Annotated in this window: 13 protein-coding genes and 1 pseudogene; 7 read left to right on the top strand and 7 right to left on the bottom strand. The window is 67.1% G+C overall.

What is annotated here, in order from left to right; all coding sequences use genetic code 11:
• Nucleotides 1-120 precede the first annotated feature (120 nt).
• Complete coding sequence (locus FOZ70_RS28785) at nt 121-3,180, top strand: FAD-binding and (Fe-S)-binding domain-containing protein (RefSeq protein WP_219707357.1); 3,060 nt, start codon at nt 121-123, stop codon at nt 3,178-3,180.
• A 97-nt stretch (nt 3,181-3,277) separates the two neighbouring features.
• On the opposite strand, the gene FOZ70_RS28780 is transcribed toward FOZ70_RS28785, so the two are convergent.
• The 3 genes from FOZ70_RS28780 to FOZ70_RS28770 all read right to left on the bottom strand — a co-directional run bounded on the left by FOZ70_RS28780 (nt 3,278) and on the right by FOZ70_RS28770 (nt 6,359).
• Nucleotides 3,278-3,580 carry a hypothetical protein gene (locus FOZ70_RS28780; RefSeq protein WP_021160718.1) on the bottom strand — a complete coding sequence of 101 codons (303 nt, stop codon included), beginning with the start codon at nt 3,578-3,580 and terminating at the stop codon, nt 3,278-3,280.
• 87 nt (nt 3,581-3,667) lie between these two features.
• A complete protein-coding gene (locus tag FOZ70_RS28775) occupies nt 3,668-4,822 on the bottom strand; it encodes a branched-chain amino acid ABC transporter substrate-binding protein (RefSeq protein ID WP_021160717.1) in 1,155 nt (384 codons plus the stop codon).
• Nucleotides 4,823-5,459: 637 nt separating this feature from the next.
• Nucleotides 5,460-6,359, bottom strand: a complete 900-nt coding sequence (locus FOZ70_RS28770; RefSeq protein WP_021160716.1) for a DMT family transporter — start codon at nt 6,357-6,359, stop codon at nt 5,460-5,462.
• Between the two features lie 57 nt (nt 6,360-6,416).
• Here FOZ70_RS28770 and FOZ70_RS28765 point away from each other — a divergent pair, with 57 nt between their 5' ends.
• From FOZ70_RS28765 to FOZ70_RS28750, 4 genes are all read left to right on the top strand, one after another.
• Entirely contained in the window at nt 6,417-7,400 is a 984-nt protein-coding gene (locus FOZ70_RS28765) for a LysR substrate-binding domain-containing protein (protein WP_048028836.1), read from the top strand.
• A 188-nt stretch (nt 7,401-7,588) separates the two neighbouring features.
• Nucleotides 7,589-8,257, top strand: coding sequence for a hypothetical protein (locus FOZ70_RS28760; protein ID WP_021160714.1), 669 nt, complete (start codon nt 7,589-7,591; stop codon nt 8,255-8,257).
• A 112-nt stretch (nt 8,258-8,369) separates the two neighbouring features.
• The gene (locus FOZ70_RS28755) at nt 8,370-8,825 is read left to right on the top strand and encodes a sodium:proline symporter (protein WP_219707356.1); all 456 of its coding nucleotides are present in this window, start codon (nt 8,370-8,372) and stop codon (nt 8,823-8,825) included.
• Between the two features lie 232 nt (nt 8,826-9,057).
• Nucleotides 9,058-9,567, top strand: coding sequence for a hypothetical protein (locus FOZ70_RS28750; protein WP_219707369.1), 510 nt, complete (start codon nt 9,058-9,060; stop codon nt 9,565-9,567).
• A gap of 57 nt (nt 9,568-9,624) precedes the next feature.
• Here the strand turns inward: FOZ70_RS28750 and FOZ70_RS28745 are convergent, their stop codons facing one another.
• The 4 genes from FOZ70_RS28745 to FOZ70_RS28730 all read right to left on the bottom strand — a co-directional run bounded on the left by FOZ70_RS28745 (nt 9,625) and on the right by FOZ70_RS28730 (nt 13,864).
• Complete coding sequence (locus tag FOZ70_RS28745; protein ID WP_219707355.1) at nt 9,625-10,788, bottom strand: acyltransferase; 1,164 nt, start codon at nt 10,786-10,788, stop codon at nt 9,625-9,627.
• A 153-nt stretch (nt 10,789-10,941) separates the two neighbouring features.
• The gene (locus FOZ70_RS28740; protein WP_219707354.1) at nt 10,942-11,586 is read right to left on the bottom strand and encodes a glutathione S-transferase; all 645 of its coding nucleotides are present in this window, start codon (nt 11,584-11,586) and stop codon (nt 10,942-10,944) included.
• A gap of 119 nt (nt 11,587-11,705) precedes the next feature.
• The gene (locus FOZ70_RS28735) at nt 11,706-12,878 is read right to left on the bottom strand and encodes a porin (protein WP_060343973.1); all 1,173 of its coding nucleotides are present in this window, start codon (nt 12,876-12,878) and stop codon (nt 11,706-11,708) included.
• Nucleotides 12,879-13,030: 152 nt separating this feature from the next.
• Complete coding sequence (locus FOZ70_RS28730) at nt 13,031-13,864, bottom strand: helix-turn-helix transcriptional regulator (RefSeq protein WP_219707353.1); 834 nt, start codon at nt 13,862-13,864, stop codon at nt 13,031-13,033.
• A 242-nt stretch (nt 13,865-14,106) separates the two neighbouring features.
• Here FOZ70_RS28730 and FOZ70_RS28725 point away from each other — a divergent pair, with 242 nt between their 5' ends.
• Together FOZ70_RS28725 and potA are read left to right on the top strand one after the other, a co-directional pair.
• Nucleotides 14,107-15,228 carry a polyamine ABC transporter substrate-binding protein gene (locus tag FOZ70_RS28725; RefSeq protein ID WP_059551800.1) on the top strand — a complete coding sequence of 374 codons (1,122 nt, stop codon included), beginning with the start codon at nt 14,107-14,109 and terminating at the stop codon, nt 15,226-15,228.
• Between the two features lie 71 nt (nt 15,229-15,299).
• Nucleotides 15,300-16,379, top strand: a pseudogene (gene potA, locus FOZ70_RS28720) (polyamine ABC transporter ATP-binding protein); the annotation flags it as partial.
• Nucleotides 16,380-16,382: the final 3 nt, after the last annotated feature.

Below are 16,382 nucleotides of genomic sequence, written 5' to 3'. Positions count from 1 at the left end.
GTTTGTTTCTCGCGGAAATTCCAAAGATACTGGAATTCCCGGTCGCGCGGAAACTTGCCAAAAAATCATGTTTTGGAGCGCGCAAACCGGCCGGCTCCACCCACACTGCGCTTTTGCCCCATGTCGATCGCCTCGTTGCCCCGTCCCGCCAGCCCGCCCGCGAATGCGTACCGTGACTTTCTCGCCGCGCTGCGGGCCGCCGGATTCGCCGGGGAGATCCGCGCGGACCATGCGAACCGGACGGTGCAGGCCACCGACAACTCGATCTACCAGCGCCTGCCGCAAGCGGTGATCTGCCCCGCGCATGCCGACGACGTCCAGCTGCTGGCACGGCTGCTCGCCGAGCCCGCGCATCGCGACGTCGCGGTGGCCGCGCGCGGTGGCGGCACGGGCACCAACGGGCAGTCGTTGACCGACGGCGTGGTCGTCGACCTGTCGCGGAACATGAACCGGATCCTTGAAATCGACGTCGAGCGCCGCTGGGTGCGCGTGCAGGCGGGCGTCGTCAAGGATCAGCTCAATGCGGCGCTGAAGCCGCACGGGCTGTTTTTCGCGCCGGAACTGTCGACGTCGAACCGGGCGACCGTCGGCGGGATGATCAACACCGACGCGAGCGGGCAGGGCAGCTGCACGTACGGCAAGACGCGCGATCACGTGCTCGAACTGGATTTCGTGCTGATGGGCGGCGAGCGGCTGCACAGCGACGCACTCGATGCGGAAGAACTGGAGCGCCGCTGTGCGCGGCAGGACCGCATCGGCAAGGTGTACCGCACCGCGCGACGCATCAGCGACGACAAGGCCGCGCTGATCGAAGCGAAGTTTCCGAAGCTCAATCGCTGCCTGACCGGCTACGACCTCGCGCACCTGCGCGAACCCGACGGCCGCTTCAACCTGAACAGCGTGCTGTGCGGCGCCGAAGGTTCGCTCGGCTTCGTCATCGAGGCGAAGCTCAACGTGCTGCCGATCCCGAAGGTTTCGGTGCTGGTCAACGTGCGCTACGCGGGCTTCATGGATGCGCTGCGCGACGCGCGCGCACTGCTCGCGCACGAGCCGCTGTCGATCGAGACGGTCGACTCGAAGGTGCTGATGCTCGCGATGAAGGACTTCGTCTGGAGCAGCGTCGCCGAGTACTTCCCGCAGGACGACGCACGTCCGACGCTCGGCATCAACCTGATCGAATTCAGCGGCGACGACGCGGACGACGTCGACGCACGCGTGCGCGCATTCGTCGACCATTTGCGCACCGATGCCAGCGTGGAGCGCCTGGGCCACACGCTCGCGGCCGGCGACGACGCGGTGAAGCGCGTGTATGCGATGCGCAAGCGCGCGGTCGGCCTGCTCGGCAACGTGCAGGGCGAGGCCCGCCCGCAGCCGTTCGTCGAGGACACCGCGGTGCCGCCCGAGAACCTCGCCGCGTACATCGCCGAATTTCGCGCGCTGCTCGACGGCCACGGGCTGCAATACGGGATGTTCGGCCACGTCGACGCGGGCGTGCTGCACGTGCGCCCGGCGCTCGACATGAAGGACCCGAAGCAGGCGGCGCTGGTGCGGCCCGTGTCGGATGCGGTGGCCGAGCTCACGCAGCGCCACGGCGGCCTGCTGTGGGGCGAGCACGGCAAGGGCGTGCGCTCCGAATATGCGCCGGCGTTCTTCGGCGAGCTGTATCCGTCGCTGCAGCAGCTGAAGGCCGCGTTCGATCCGCACAACCAGTTCAACCCGGGCAAGATCGCGACGCCGCCGGATCACACGATGCGGCTGCTGAAGATCGACGAAGTGCCGACGCGCGGCGACCACGACCGGCAGATCGACGAGCGCGTGTGGCAGAGCTACGGCACGGCGATGCACTGCAACGGCAACGGCGCGTGCTACAACTTCGATCCGGACGACGCGATGTGCCCGTCGTGGAAGGCGACGCGCGAACGCGTGCAGTCGCCGAAGGGGCGTGCGTCGCTGATGCGCGAATGGCTGCGCCTGCAAGGGCAGGCCGGCGTCGACGTCGTCGCGGCCGCGCGCGCACGGCAGCCGTTCCTGCGCGGCCTGGCCGCGCGCTGGCGCAACAGCCGCGCGGCACGCAACGGCGAGGCCGATTTCTCGCACGAGGTGTACGACGCAATGGCCGGCTGCCTCGCGTGCAAATCGTGCGCCGGTCAGTGCCCGGTCAAGGTCAACGTGCCCGAATTCCGCTCGCGGTTTCTCGAGCTGTATCACCAGCGCTACCTGCGGCCGGTGCGCGACTACCTGATCGGCTCGCTCGAATTCACGATGCCGTGGATGGCGCGCGTGCCCGCGCTGTACAACGGGCTGATGCGCGCCGGCTGGGTGCGCACGCTGCTCGAGCGGCACGTCGGCATGGTCGACAGCCCGCTCCTGAGCCGCTTCGATCTCGCCGCCGTGATCCGCGAATGGCGCGTGAAGCCGGCCGACCCACAGGCGCTCGCCGCGCTGAGCGACGCGCAGCGCGCACGCAGCGTCGTCATCGTGCAGGACACGTTCACGCGCTATTTCGATACCGAGCAGCTGGCGACGCTGATCGAGCTGGCGGCGCGCACGGGTTTTCAGGTGTGGCTCGCGCCGCTCGCGCCGAACGGCAAGGCGCTGCACGTGCAAGGCTTTTTGCGCGCGTTCGAGAAGGCGGCGATCCGCAATGCCGGGCAGCTGGCGGCGCTGGCGCGCTCGGGTGTCGCGCTGGTCGGCCTCGATCCGGCGATGACGCTCACGTATCGGCAGGAATACCTGAAGGTGACGGGGCTCGCCGATGTGCCGAAGGTGGCGCTGCCGCAGGAATGGCTGCTGCAGGCGCTGCCGGAAGCGGATGCGGGCGGCGTGCCGCGCGTCGCCGGTTCGTACCGGTTGCTGCCGCACTGCACCGAGAAGACCAATGCGCCCGACAGCGGCAAGCAATGGGCACAGGTGTTCGCACGGCGCGGGCTGCGTTTGCAGGTGCAGGCAACCGGGTGCTGCGGGATGTCGGGCACCTACGGGCACGAAGCGCGCAATCTCGAGACGTCGAAGACGATCTACGCGCAGTCGTGGGCGGCGCACGTCGATGCGGCGGATGGGGAAGGCGAGGCGCTGGCGACCGGCTATTCATGCCGCAGCCAGGTGAAGCGGATGTCTTCGAAGCAGGTGCGCCATCCGTTGCAGGCGCTGCTCGATCACGTGCGGGCGGCGGGAGGATGATCGGGCGTCGCATGGCGCGGTGCCCGTGAGACGACTTCCGTTTCGGCATCGAGCGTCCAGCGGCAAGCGTTGAGCCGCTGTCGACGCATGCCTGCGCTCAGGCGTCGGTCTTCGCCGTTTTTCTGGAACGCGGCTTGTCCGCCGCAGGAAATACGCCGCCGCCGCGCGGCCGTTTCGGTTCGATCCGCATCTGCCGGATCACGCGCCGGAAATCGATCTCGTGCGCGGCCAGCGTGCCGATCAGTTTCGCGATGACCGCGAGGTGGGACGGGACGGTGCCCTTGCTCGAATAGTTCGTGATCGAACTTTCGTTCATCCGGATCAGGCGGGCGAACTCGCGCGCCGTCAACTGTGCCTTCCTCAACTCCTGTTGGAATTCCGCATACGCCATTGCGCACATGATGCTTCGTCTCCGTGAATCAGAAATCGGCCCGCGCGGCGCCGGCGCCGACGAGTGGCGTTCCCGTCGTGCCGGCGCCGCGGCGGGTTACATCTTCACCTGGTCGAGGAAGGTCTTCTTGCCGCTCTTGTAGCCGTAGATCGAGATGATCCCGTGCGTCAGGTCGCCCTTCGCATCGAAGGTCGTCGTGCCGATCACGCCGTCGTACTTCGTCGCCGGCATCGCCGCGAGGATCTTCGCCGGGTCGGTCGAGTTCGCGCGCTTCATCGCGTCCACAGCGATGTAGACCGCGTCATACGCGAACGGCGCATCGAACTTGATGCCCTGGTTGAAGCGCTTCTGGTACTTCGCGAGGAAGTCCGCGCCGCCCGGCATCTTCTCGAGCGCGGCGCCCGCCTGCGAGCACAGCACGTTGTCGGCCGCCGGGCCGGCCAGCTCGGCCAGCGAGTCGGTGCACACGCCGTCGCCGGACAGGATCTTCGCGCGCAGGCCGAGCTGCTTCGCCTGCTTCGCGAGCGGGCCGCCGGTGGCGTCCATGCCGCCGTACATGATCGCGTCCGGGTTCTCGCCCTTGACCTTCGTCAGGATCGCGCGGAAGTCGACGGCCTTGTCGTTGGTCGCGTCGTGCGACAGCACCTTCAGGCCGAGCGCCTTCGCCTTCTTCTCGAACTCGTTCGCGAGGCCCTGGCCGTACGCGGTCGAATCGTCGATCACCGCGACGCTCTTCACGCCCTTCGCCTGCGCGTAGCTCGCGAGCGCCGGGCCTTGCTGCGCGTCGGTCGCGACCACGCGGTACGTCGTCTTGAAGCCTTGCTGCGTGTAGGTCGGGTTCGTGGCCGACGGCGAGATCTGCACGATGCCCGCGTCGCTGTAGATCTTCGACGCCGGGATCGACGTGCCCGAGTTCAGGTGGCCGATCACGGCGACGACCTTGTCGTCGACGAGCTTCTGCGCAACCTGCGTGGCCTGCCGCGGGTCGGCCGCGTCATCCTGCGCATCGAGCTGCAGTGTGATCTTCTTGCCGCCGATCGTCAGGCCCTTTGCGTTGATTTCCTCGACCGCGAGGCGCGCACCGTTCTCGTTGTCCTTGCCGAGGTGCGAGATGCCGCCCGTCGTCGGTTCGACGCTGCCGATCTTGACGACCTGGTCGGCCATCGCGCCCGACGCGGCCGCGAATGCGGCGGCAGCCAGTGCGACGGTGATCAGGGGTTTGCAGCGCATGCCGACAGTGCTTCGTTCCATCTGCCATCTCCGATTTGAATGATCGTTCTATTGGACGTCTCGACCGTCCGACGGCGAGGCCGGGGCGATCGGACGAGTCTCCATACCCATCATGGGCTTCACTTGCATCGCGTCCTGCCCGTCGGCGTGATGCCCGGATGAGCGGGCCGGGGCCTGACGGCGTGCAATTCGTATGAATATATATGAAGCCGATTTTGCGCGCTGCAGCGAATCGCGCCACGGGGCGCGCGCGGCAAGGCCTGCGCCCGAAATCCGGAGGCGCCGGACGCCGGAAATCGTGCGCCGCGGCACGCGATGGATTGCGATTCGCTGTCGACGGCCTTACGGCCGCATCCATTATTCGGCCGACGGCCGGGGCGAAGCCATGGACACTGATGTACGGTCAATCCGGAACTGTTCGGTCGATTTGTCTGCACAGTTTGGACGGTTGTAAATGCGCATCCGGTTGAGTTGCCGGGTTTCATCGGGATCGATGCCCCTATTGATGCAACTAACGGTCAAGCCCCGGCGCCGCTGGCGAACTGGCGCGAGTCGACAGTCCGCGCCATCCGATCGGCTTCGCAGATGCCGGGGTTCATCCGACCGGTTCGCTTGACGAGCGTCGGGCTGACTGTACCGGCCCGATGCGGCGTTGCGCCTAAGCGCGTCCGCGCAACGCCACGAAGATCACGCCGGCGATCGCCAGCAGGCCGCCGCACACCGTCTCGATCCCGGGCCGCTCGCCCGTCAGGACCATCGACAGGGCCGTCGCGACCGCCGGCGTCAGATAGAGGAAGTTGGCGGCGCGCGCCGCGCCGAAGTAGCCGAGTGCGAAGGTCCAGGTCGCGTAGCCCAGCGCGGCCGGGAAGATGCCGAGCATCAGGACGGCCAGCGTCGTGTCGCGCGACCCGCTGCCCAGTGCCCCGAGCGCGCCGGGCAGCCACGGCGCGAGCAGCAGCGCGCCGGCCAGCAGCGTGTAAGCGGTGCAGGCCAGCGCGCCGTATACCGGAATCAGCCGCCGCTGCAGCACGAAATAGCTGGCCGAACACAGGGCCGCGCCGAGAATCAGCGTGCTGCCCGCGCCGAGGACGAGGCCGCCCGGTTGCCCGCGCGCGATCACCGCGATGCCGGCGAGGCTGACGAGCGAGCCGAGCCAGCCCCAGCGATTGAAGCGCTCGCCGAGAAACACGGCGGCCAGCAGGGCCGTGAAGATCGGCAGGGTGTTCACGATGAAGCTCGCCGCGCCGGCCGACACGGTCTGCTCGCCGGTATTGAGCAGCGCGTTGTACAGCGCGATGCCGAGAAAGCCGCACAGCAGGAAGCGCAGCGCATCGCTCCGGGTCGGCACGCGCGGCCGCCGCGCCACCAGCCACGCGACGATCAGCACGGCCGCGGTGGCGAAGCGCGCCGCCGCGAGCTGAAGCGGGGTCAGGCCATGCAGGCCGATCCGGATGAACGGGAAAGCGGACGCCCACGAAACGATCGTGAAGGCGACCGCGCCGGCCGCGACCAGCGGCTGCCGCGCAGTGCGCGACGACGGTGTGGAGAGTGTGTTCATGCGGCGATGATGCGGCGTCGCGAGATGTTAAGCTAGCGCACAGATCAGCAATCAGATATGAAGATGATTCACAGCTCGAGCCGGCGGCCGGCCGGCGCTTCAGCCCGCGCGAAGCGTGGCGCGGCGTTGCCCGCCGCAGCGCCGGCGCCGGCTTCGCGGCCGCCGCTCGCGAGCCTGGAGACGGTGTGCACGGTCGCGCGCGAGGGTTCGTTCCTGGCCGCCGCCGACGTCTCCGGCGTGACGCACGGCGCGATCAGCCGGCGGGTGGCCGCCGTTGAAAACTGGCTCGGCCTGAAGTTGTTCGAACGTCATGCGCGCGGCGTGCGCCTGACGCCGGACGGGCAGCGCTTCGTCGGCCGGATCGAACAGGCGTTCGCGATCATCGACAGTGCGGCCGACCAGTGGCGTTCGCCGCGCGCGCCGCGACTGGTCAGGATGAGCGTGGTGCCGGCGTTCGCGCAGTTGTGGCTGTTCGAGCGGCAGCATGCGCTCGAGAGCGAGGCCCCCGCGTTGCAGATCGAACTCGGCATCGATCTTCGCAACGTGGATATCGCCGGCGGCGAAGCGGACCTGTCGGTCCGGTACGGGCGCGGCAACTGGCGCCAGCTCGAAACCCGTGCGTTCATGCCGGAGCGGCTCTATCCGGTCGCGCATCCGCGGCTCGCCGCGCAACTGGCTGCGGAACGCCGCCGGCGCGGCGATGCCGCGTTGCTCGACATGCCGTTGCTGCACGATTCCGATGTGACCGGCTGGCGCACGTGGTTCGATGCGTTGGGCGTGCCGTTCAAGCCGCGCGCGCAGGACCGCCGGTTCGAGGATTACAACCTCGTGCTGGCCGCGGCCGAGGCCGGGCTCGGCGTGGCGCTGGCGCGCGTACCGCTTGCCGACGCCTATCTCAAGCGCAGCGAACTCGTGCGCGTGAGCCGCCACGAGGTCGATTCGGTGCTCCGGTATTACTTCGTGCACGCGAAGGGGGAGAATCGGCCGGAGGTGCTGGCGTTGATGGAGCGGATGCGGGCGGCGGTGGCGGCCGGCAAGTGAGCGAAATGGAAATGGTCGTGGCGACCCGCCACGGCGGGCCGGCTGATGCGAAGGACGCTGTGTGCGATTCGAGGCACTAGGCCGGCGGCGCCGGATCGACGACAATGCGTCCGCGAAAAACGATGAGGTGGAGAGATGAACGAAAATCGGAAATGTATGCATCCGTGCGGGTGCAAGCGAGGTCAACAATGAACAGGCCGGACAAATCGTCGAAAGCGCGTGCAGCGCTCGACCAACTTTTTTCGGGCATGGCGCCCGCGGACGAGACGCGCGCGTCGCGTCCCGGCAACCCGTTCGAAGCGAACGCAAACGAGGCATCCGCCGGCACGGGCGTGCGCGGCGGGATCGAAGTCACGCTGTCGACCCGGATTCAGCTGCGCGGTTATCCGAACGCGGACGCATTCATGAAGCGCATGGCCGAAGCTTGGGGGCTGGATTGGGGGATGTACGACAGCGTCAAGGCCATTGCGACGCTGCCCGCCGGATGGCGAGCGCGCCGGCTTCCGGAAGTCACGCAGATCGTCGACGGGCACGACGTGCTGCGCGCGGAGAGCAGCCTGCAGGGCGGCGAGATGTCGTACCTGAAAGTGCATCCGCGGTACTACATCGACGCACGCAAGGGGTTCGGCTGGGGCAAGTCGTCGAAGGCGTCCGACGATCCGGATCTCGACGGGCCCGACTGGAACTGCTTCGTGGTCGATCGCGAGAAGTCCGTCGAAGTGCATGAATTGACGACCTCGTCGTTGAAAGCCGACATGGACAACGCACGGGCGACCTTGCTGAAATGGCTGGACGAAAACTATCCGAAGCATCGCGATCCGTTCGCTTACTGGACGGATTGCGAACGGGCGTCGTGATGTTGCGTGGCTGCCCGGTTCGGCATCGCGGGCACATGCTGCCCGGCCGGCGCCGGAGCGGGGGCGGCACACGCTGCTTCGATTCCTCGGCCGGTTGCGCCGGGGGCGCCAGTTGAAACGCGCGAGTGTCGTCCCGATTCTCTGGGCGGCGTTCGCCGCGGCGGTCGGCTCGACCGTCGTCGAGCTGCTGCTCTGGTCGATCGCCGGCGATGATGCCATCGGGAACCTGCTGCGCGACGCACGCCTTACGGCCGCCATCGTGATGGGGCGCCGCGTGCTCGACGCTTCCGCCGGCTTCGATCCGCTGGTCATGGCGGTGGCGACCCTCGTGCATCTGGTGCTGTCGCTGGTCTATGCGGCCGTGCTGGCGAAAACGATCCGCACCCTGTCGCTCTCGGCCGCGCTACTCGCAGGCGGTGCGTTCGGCCTCATCCTGTACGGCGTCAACCTGTACGCCTTCACCGCGATCTTCCCGTGGTTCGTTCCTGTCCGTGGTGCGATCACGCTGGTGGCCCATCTGGTATTCGGGATCACGGCGGCAGCGGCTTACCGCTTCGCGAGGCGCTAGGCCGGCGCCGGCCGCCAGCCGCGGCATCGACTGTCGAAGGTTCCCGCGTCGGTCAATCGCACCAGACCCCTGGAATAAGCACGCGCGCCGCATCGTTCAGCAGGCAGGAGACCTTGTACGAAGCGGCGGCGCGTTACCGCCGCGTGGTGAATCGTGCGTGAGCAATCCGATGTGTCGGGCGCCGTCAGCGGCGCCACGCGATCGAGTGGTCGGGGGCAATCAGGAGCCGATCATGTGCAACTTGTTTCGAGCCGGGATAGGTATCGTCTGTGTGGGCTGTTCCGCGGCGGTCTTCGCGCAAACGTACGACGATCTGGCGGACGACACGGCCAACTGCCGTGCAGTCGTTGCGCGAGCGAACATCGACGGCACGGACCAGCAAATCGTGGGGCGTGCGTGCCTGCAGGACGACGGCACATGGCAGTTCGTGCAGAGTCCCGATGGTAGTGTTTTATGGTATCCGGCGGTGGACTACCCGTATGCCGACCTGGGGTACTGGGGGCCGCCGCTTTTCATCGGCGCGGGCGTGAGCTTCATCTTCATCGATCGTTTCCACCACTTCCACCATTTCCACCATTTCGATCCGGTCGTTCACGTCAACGGGATCGAACATCGCCGCTTCGGCGTGCCGATCGGCGCCGGTTTTCACCATGGCGCGTTCCCGGTCGGCGCGCATCGCGAATTCGGCGGAATGCATGCGTTCGGCGGCATGGGCGGGGCGGGGGGCATGCGGCGACATTAGGCGCGCATTTCCGGCTTGATCTGCGCTTTCTACCAGCTGCGTCAGGCATGGGTGCGTTTACAGGATCGACGCGAGTCTCGGCACGCGGAGCAGGAGGCCGGCAATCAGGTAGCACGTGACGCAAGCGACACCGCCGGTCACGGCGAACTTCAGGAACGGCGACGCCGGCACGGCTCGCCATACGAGGGCGATACCCACCAGCACCGGGGGATGGATGATGTAGATCGTGTACGCGCGCCGGGACAGCGACCGCCATGCGCCTGTCAGTCGATCGAAGCGCCGCTGGAAACGGCTGGCAAGAAACAGGCTCGTTCCCCACGCGACCAGCGGCTCCCAGAATGCGTAGATCACGTCCTGCGGGCGGCCGCGCAATGCAGGAACGTGCTTGGCGAGCAGGTAAGCGACCGGCAGGACAGGGAGTGCCAGCAGTGCGATGCGCCACCACAGTCTGACCTGCCGTGCCGGCAGGTGCTCGATCCAGTGCACGCGCGCGGTCCGGCACCCGGCTGCGTACAACACGACGTAACTCGCGAAGTAGCCGAGCTGCAGCCCCCATACGTTGGTACCTACCGGCCATCGCGACCGCAGCGCGAGTGCCGCGATACCCGTGAGCAACGCCGCGGCGGCCAACGTCCTGTCGGAAGGAAAGGGGTTGCGGGCGGGGCGGTTCGTTTCGCGCGCCACGGTGCGCCGGAAGGCGATGTGCCAGAGTGCTGCGGCTGCGCTGAACATCAGCAGCGCCTCGGCGAACCACATCGGGCCGTTCTCGAACGTGCCTTTGCGCCACAGGCGGCCCAGCGTATCCGCGAACGGGTGGCCTGCGCCCGATTGCGCCAGGGCGATCGTTGCCGGGCCGATCACGAAGCCGTACACCAGCAGAGGCAGGCCGAGCCTGATGAACCGGTCGGTGAGGAAACGGGCGGTGCCCTTGCGATCGATGGACGGCGACGTGTAATAACCGGCCAGGAAAAAGAACAGGCCCATGAAAAAGGCCTGGTTGATCGCGCAGAAGAGCGTCAGCAGTGCGGATTCCACGGACGGCCCGGCAGCGACCTCGTGGTAGTACCACCCGCCGAGCGCGCCGTATGTGATCGCGCAGTGGTGAAAGACCACCAGCAACGTCAGGCACGCGCGCAACGCGTCGAGGCCGGCGTTTCGATGGACGGCTGCCGCCGTGTCCTGCTGAAAAGCGAAGTCGACCGGAATGTCCTGAGCGCTCATCACGTTGCCTGCGTGGTTGGTCAGCGATGACCCGCCTGGCGACGATCCTGGTCGCGACGACGCATGCAAATCCGGCGGGCGTACAGGTCGGCACCCTACACCGTTGTTCTTACAACCATCCAACAAGCCGCATGCCGTTGGCGTGGCGCCCGCTCAGTCGAGCTTGCCCCGCAGGTCGTCGAACGGAATCATCACGTGCGTGCGATACGCGGGCCGCGCTTTCAGCCGTTCGTACCATGCTTGCACGTGCGGCAGGTCCGGCCGGGCGATGTCGAGCTCGAAATAGCGATACAGATGCGTGCCGGCCGCGATGTCGGCGAGCGTGAGCGTGTCGCCCGCGAGAAACGGTTGCCCGGCCAGCACCGCATCGAGCGTGCGGAAGTATTGCGCGCACTGCGCGATGCTTTGCTCGACGCGCGCCGTGTCGCGCTGCTCGGGCGGCGTCCGGTAGTAGCCCCGGAACACGCCGTTCAGGAGCGTCGGCTGCAGCGTGGTTTGCGACCAGTCCATCCAGCGGTCGGCGCGCGACTGTTCGGCCGGATCGTCGTGCCAGAAACCGGGGCGCCCGTAACGCGCGGCGAGGTAGCGCAGGATGCTGTGCGATTCCCAGACGACCGTGCCGCCGTCGTCGATCACGGGCACGCGCCCGTGCGGGTTCATCGCGAGAAATCCGGGCGTGTCGAGCACGCCGAACTGCCCGCCGGCCGGCACGTGCCGATGCTCAAGCGCGAGCTCGTCGACGAGCCACATCACCTTCTGGACGTTGAATGCATTGCGGCGCCCCCATACGGTCAGCATGCCGGCCTCCTTGTGTCGTGCGGAACGTGAACGCGGACAGTGTAAACGCCGCAGGCGCGCACCGCGGTGCGCGCCTGCCGGCTGTCGTCCGTCGCTGTCGTCGCCTGGCGGCGACGCGATCAGAACTTGTGGCGAATCCCGACGATCGCGAGTTCCTGCGTATCGGTGCCGGAGTTCACGCCGTACGAGCCGACCGACGCGGCGGCCTTCACGACCGCGCCGTTCGCGTTGAGCGTGTTGCCGCTCGCCTTCTGGTAGCCGAACAGCGCATACAGGTCGGTGCGCTTCGACAGCGCGTAGTCCGCGCCGAGGTTGACCTGGTTGTAGTGCGCGGAAGACGGGCCCGTCAGCGACGTGTAGTTGTAGCCGACACCCGCACGCAGCGCCGGCGAGAACTGCCAGTTGAAGAACGCGGAGCCGTTGTTGAACTTCGCGTTCTGGCTGAACGCCGACAGCGTGTCCGCGCCGTACTGCGTATTCGAATACGCGAGGCCGAAGGTGGCGGGCCCGGCCACGTACTGGCCGGCCACACGCACGATCTGGATCGACTTCGCGCTCGAGAAGCCCTGGTTGATCACGGTGTTGAACAGCGTGTCCGAGCTGCTCGACCACGTGCGCACGCCGTTCGCGACCGAGGAGCCGCCGTTCGCGTAGAAGAAGCCGGCGCCGAGCGACAGCGGGCCGTTCGCGTAGCTTGCGCCGACGCTGTACGTGCGGCCGCTGCCGGTGGCGCCCGCGACGCCGCCGAAGCCGTACAGGCCCTCGAACTGGAAGCCCGAGATCAGCGGGCTCGTGTATTTCACCGAGTTGCTGACGCGCAGGCTGTTGTCGTAGTTGTCGAGGTCGCCCGGCGTCGCGAACACGCCGCCGAAGTAGTTGTCCTGAGTAAGGCCCTGCACGAGGTCGACGACCGGATCGTACTGGCGGCCGAGCGTGACGGTGCCGTACGTGCTGCTCGCGAGGCCGACGACGGCCTTGCGGCCGAATTCGCGGCTGCCCTGGCCGAGTGCGCCCGTGCCGATGTTGAAGCCGTTCTCGAGCTGGAACAGCGCGGCCAGGCCGCCGCCGAGATCCTCGGTGCCGCGCAGCCCCCAGCGGCTGCCGGACAGGTTGCCGCTGCTGAACTTGACGAGGCTCGACGCATTGCTGCCGTTCGCGTTCTGCGCGTTGTGGACATAGGCGATGCCCGCATCGGCGATGCCGTACAGCGTGACGCTGCTTTGCGCGTGGGCGCCGGCGGCGACGAGCGCGGCCGGCAGCGCGAGCAGTGCGAATGAACGGACTGGTTTCATTGTTGGATTCCCCCGTTGGTCGATTGGTCTGACGAGTCGGTGAACGATACGGACAGCGCATCGTCGAGGGAACCAATAAATTGTCGGATCGTTATGAGGCGGCGCGGAGATGGATGCGCGCGCAACCGGCCGGCGGCCGGTGCGTGGGGACGTTATGCGTTGTGCCGCCGCGACGCGTTTTTCAGCACGAGCGTCATCAGTTGCCGGCGCGAATCGACGCCGAGCTTTGCGAAGGCGCGCTTCGCGTACGTGTCGACGGTGGACGTCTTGAGCCCCATCGATTGCGCGATGGCCGCCGAGGTCATGCCCTGGATGAACGATGCGCATACGTGCATCTCGCGCGCGGTCAGGCGTTCGTGCCATTCCGGCAGCCATTGCGCGACGAGGTCGGGATCGAGCTCGTCGCGCGGCGCGTCGTCCGCGGAGATCGCGCCGAGCAGGCGCTTGTGCGTGGACGCCAGCGGCAGCACGACCTGTGAAAGCTGCTTCAGCAGGCTCAGTTCCTTCAGCGAAAACGGCGGTAGCCGCCGCGAGCGCGCGATCGAGATCGAGTAGCGCGTGCCGCCCGTCACGCCCGCGATCACGCATTCGTCGTGAATGTCGCCGGCGTCGAAGAACAGATGCCGGAGTTCGCTCGCCACGCGCTGCGCGGATACCTGCAGCAGCTGCACGTCATTCTCGGTTTCGATCGCCGCGTACGTTGCATCCTCGCTCGCGTAGCTGCGGTAGTAGTGGCGCATGACCTGCGCGATCAGCTCGGGCTCGCGGCCGAAGCTGCCGATCCAGCCGACGTTGCGCCGGCCCGACGACGGGCCGCGCTCGTAGTCGAGATGCACGGCGTCGAAATCGACGTAGCGCACGAGCGTGTCGTAGACGGCGCGCATGAACCGCGGCGTCCCGACGGCCTGGGCGATGTCGCCCAGCGTTTCGGTCACGAACGCGACGTGGCTCAGCGGGAGATCGGGGGCGGGCAGCGCAGCGTTCATGACGTCGGGTGTCGAGGAATTTCCGGTGGCGCTACAGGTATCACGAATATTTTCGACTGCCTACACGGGAATCTACCCAAACGGGGCCGGTCGACGTCGCCGTTTGTCCCGGTTTTCAGGACTGACGCTGCGGGCCGCGATCTCTACATTGCCTCTTGTGCCGAACACCGCCTGACGGCGTTGACGCGAATCCCGACCCGGACCGGGCGCAACGGCCGATCGCCATCACAAGGAGAATCCCCATGCGTATCCGTATCCGTCGTCAACCGGCGTTGCGCGTCGCGCTCGTCACGTCGGCGGCGCTGGCCTGCGCGGCCAGCCTGCCCGCCCATGCCGGCGATGCCAACCTGAACGTGTACAACTGGTCGGAGTACGTCGCGAAGGACACGGTGCCCACTTTCGAGAAGCAGTCGGGCATCAAGGTGCGCTACGACAGCTACGACAGCGACGATACGCTGCAGACCAAGCTGCTCGCGGGCAGCTCGGGCTACGACATCGTCGTGCCGACGTCGAACTATCTCGCGCAGCAGATCCAGGCCGGCGTGTACCAGAAGCTCGACAAGTCGAAGCTGCCGAATCTCGCGAACCTCGACCCGGTGCTGATGAAGATGGTCGCGAAGGCCGACCCGGGCAACCAGTACGGCGTGCCGTGGGCGTGGGGCACGACGGGTATCGGCTACAACGTCGAGGCAGTCAGGAAGCGGCTCGGCGACAACGCGCCGACCGACAGCTGGGCGCTGCTGTTCGACCCGGCCAACGCGGCGAAGCTGAAGGGCTGCGGCATTTCGCTGCTCGACGCGCCGGACGCCGCGTTCGCGGCGGCACTGCAGTACCTGGGCAAGGACCCCGAGAGCAAGAACCCGGCCGACTACCAGGCGGCCTACGACGTGCTGAAGAAGATCCGCCCGTACGTGACGCAGTTCAGCTCGGCCGGCTACGCGGACGACCTGGCGAACAACGATGTGTGCGTCGTGCTCGGCTGGTCGGGCGACGTCGGCGTCGCGCGGCGGCGCACGCTGGACGCGAAGCGCTCGTACGAAATCCGCTACGTGAATCCGAAGGAAGGCGGCCTGCTGTGGTTCGACGTGATGGCGATCCCGAAGGATGCGCCGCATCCGGAAGCCGCGCTGAAGTGGATCAACTACATCGAGGAGCCGAAGACCAACGCGGCGATCACGAACGAGATCTTCTACCCGAGCGCCAACAAGGCCGCGCGCGCATTCGTGACACCGGTGATCGCGCAGGACACGAGCGTCTACCTGTCCGATGCCACGATCGCGAAGACGTCGCTCGCGATGCCGCGAAGCGCCGACATCGCACGGATGCAGAACCGGCTGTGGCTGCAGCTGAAGTCGGGCGGTTGAGGGAGGCGACGATGATCCATACGCTCCCTGCCGCGTCGGTGGCGGCCGGCACGTGCCGCGAAGCGGACGCCTTCGTGCGCATCGAAAACGTCGTGAAGAAATTCGGCGACAGCACGGCCGTCGACAACGTGAACCTGACGATCGCGAAGAACGAGCTGTTCGCGCTGCTCGGCAGCTCCGGCTGCGGCAAGTCGACGCTGCTGCGCATGCTCGCCGGGCTCGAGACGGCCACCTCCGGCAAGATCTTCGTCGACGGCGAGGACCTCGCGTCGCTGCCGCCGTATCGCCGCCCGGTCAACATGATGTTCCAGTCGTACGCGCTGTTCCCGCACATGACGGTCGAATCGAACGTCGCGTTCGGCCTGAAGCAGGAAGGCACGCCGAAGAACGAGATCCGGGAACGCGTGGCCGACGCGCTCGCGCTCGTGCAGATGAGCAAGTACGCGAAGCGCAAGCCGCATCAGCTCTCCGGCGGCCAGCAGCAGCGCGTCGCGCTCGCGCGCTCGCTGGTCAAGCGCCCGAAGCTGCTGCTGCTCGACGAGCCGATGTCCGCGCTCGACAAGAAGATCCGCCAGAAGACGCAGCTCGAACTCGTGAACATCATCGAGAAGGTCGACGTGACCTGCGTGATGGTCACGCACGACCAGGAAGAGGCGATGACGATGGCGAGCCGCCTCGCGGTGATGAGCGAGGGCAAGATCGTGCAGATCGGCTCGCCCGGCGAAGTCTACGAATACCCGAACAGCCGTTTCTCGGCCGAATTCATCGGCTCGACCAACCTGTTCGAAGGACGCGTGGTCGAGGACGAACCCGACCACATCTTCGTCGAAAGCGACGACCTCGAGGCGCGCATGTACGTGAGCCACGGCGTGACGGGCCCGCTCGGGATGCCGGTCGGCATCTCGGTGCGCCCGGAGCGCGTGCACGTGTCGCGCGAGAAACCGGGCTCGAAGCACAACTGGGCGCGCGGCGTCGTGACCGACATCGCGTACATGGGCAGCTACTCGCTGTACCACGTGCGCCTGCCGAGCGGCAAGACGGTGGTGTCGAACCTGTCGAGCTCGCATCTGATGAGCGACAACGCGCCGGCGTGGAACGACGACGTGTTCGTGTCGTGGTCGCCGGCCAGCGGCGTCGTGCTGACGCAGTGAGGA

Source organism: Burkholderia sp. COPS (assembly GCF_019425585.1).
Classification (GTDB): domain Bacteria; phylum Pseudomonadota; class Gammaproteobacteria; order Burkholderiales; family Burkholderiaceae; genus Burkholderia; species Burkholderia cepacia.
This window is presented reverse-complemented; position numbering and strand designations above follow the sequence as displayed.

Bases quoted from the DNA above. Each gene is read 5' to 3' on its own strand.
- FOZ70_RS28740 (WP_219707354.1), bottom strand. From the start codon at position 11,586: ATGCTGACCGTATGGGGGCGCCGCAATGCATTCAACGTCCAGAAGGTG.
- FOZ70_RS28780 (WP_021160718.1), bottom strand. From the start codon at position 3,580: ATGTGCGCAATGGCGTATGCGGAATTCCAACAGGAGTTGAGGAAGGCA.
- FOZ70_RS28750 (WP_219707369.1), top strand. From the start codon at position 9,058: ATGTGCAACTTGTTTCGAGCCGGGATAGGTATCGTCTGTGTGGGCTGT.
- FOZ70_RS28730 (WP_219707353.1), bottom strand. From the start codon at position 13,864: ATGAACGCTGCGCTGCCCGCCCCCGATCTCCCGCTGAGCCACGTCGCG.
- FOZ70_RS28745 (WP_219707355.1), bottom strand. From the start codon at position 10,788: ATGAGCGCTCAGGACATTCCGGTCGACTTCGCTTTTCAGCAGGACACG.
- FOZ70_RS28725 (WP_059551800.1), top strand. From the start codon at position 14,107: ATGCGTATCCGTATCCGTCGTCAACCGGCGTTGCGCGTCGCGCTCGTC.
- FOZ70_RS28735 (WP_060343973.1), bottom strand. From the start codon at position 12,878: ATGAAACCAGTCCGTTCATTCGCACTGCTCGCGCTGCCGGCCGCGCTC.
- FOZ70_RS28775 (WP_021160717.1), bottom strand. From the start codon at position 4,822: ATGGAACGAAGCACTGTCGGCATGCGCTGCAAACCCCTGATCACCGTC.
- FOZ70_RS28765 (WP_048028836.1), top strand. From the start codon at position 6,417: ATGAAGATGATTCACAGCTCGAGCCGGCGGCCGGCCGGCGCTTCAGCC.
- FOZ70_RS28770 (WP_021160716.1), bottom strand. From the start codon at position 6,359: ATGAACACACTCTCCACACCGTCGTCGCGCACTGCGCGGCAGCCGCTG.
- FOZ70_RS28760 (WP_021160714.1), top strand. From the start codon at position 7,589: ATGAACAGGCCGGACAAATCGTCGAAAGCGCGTGCAGCGCTCGACCAA.
- FOZ70_RS28785 (WP_219707357.1), top strand. From the start codon at position 121: ATGTCGATCGCCTCGTTGCCCCGTCCCGCCAGCCCGCCCGCGAATGCG.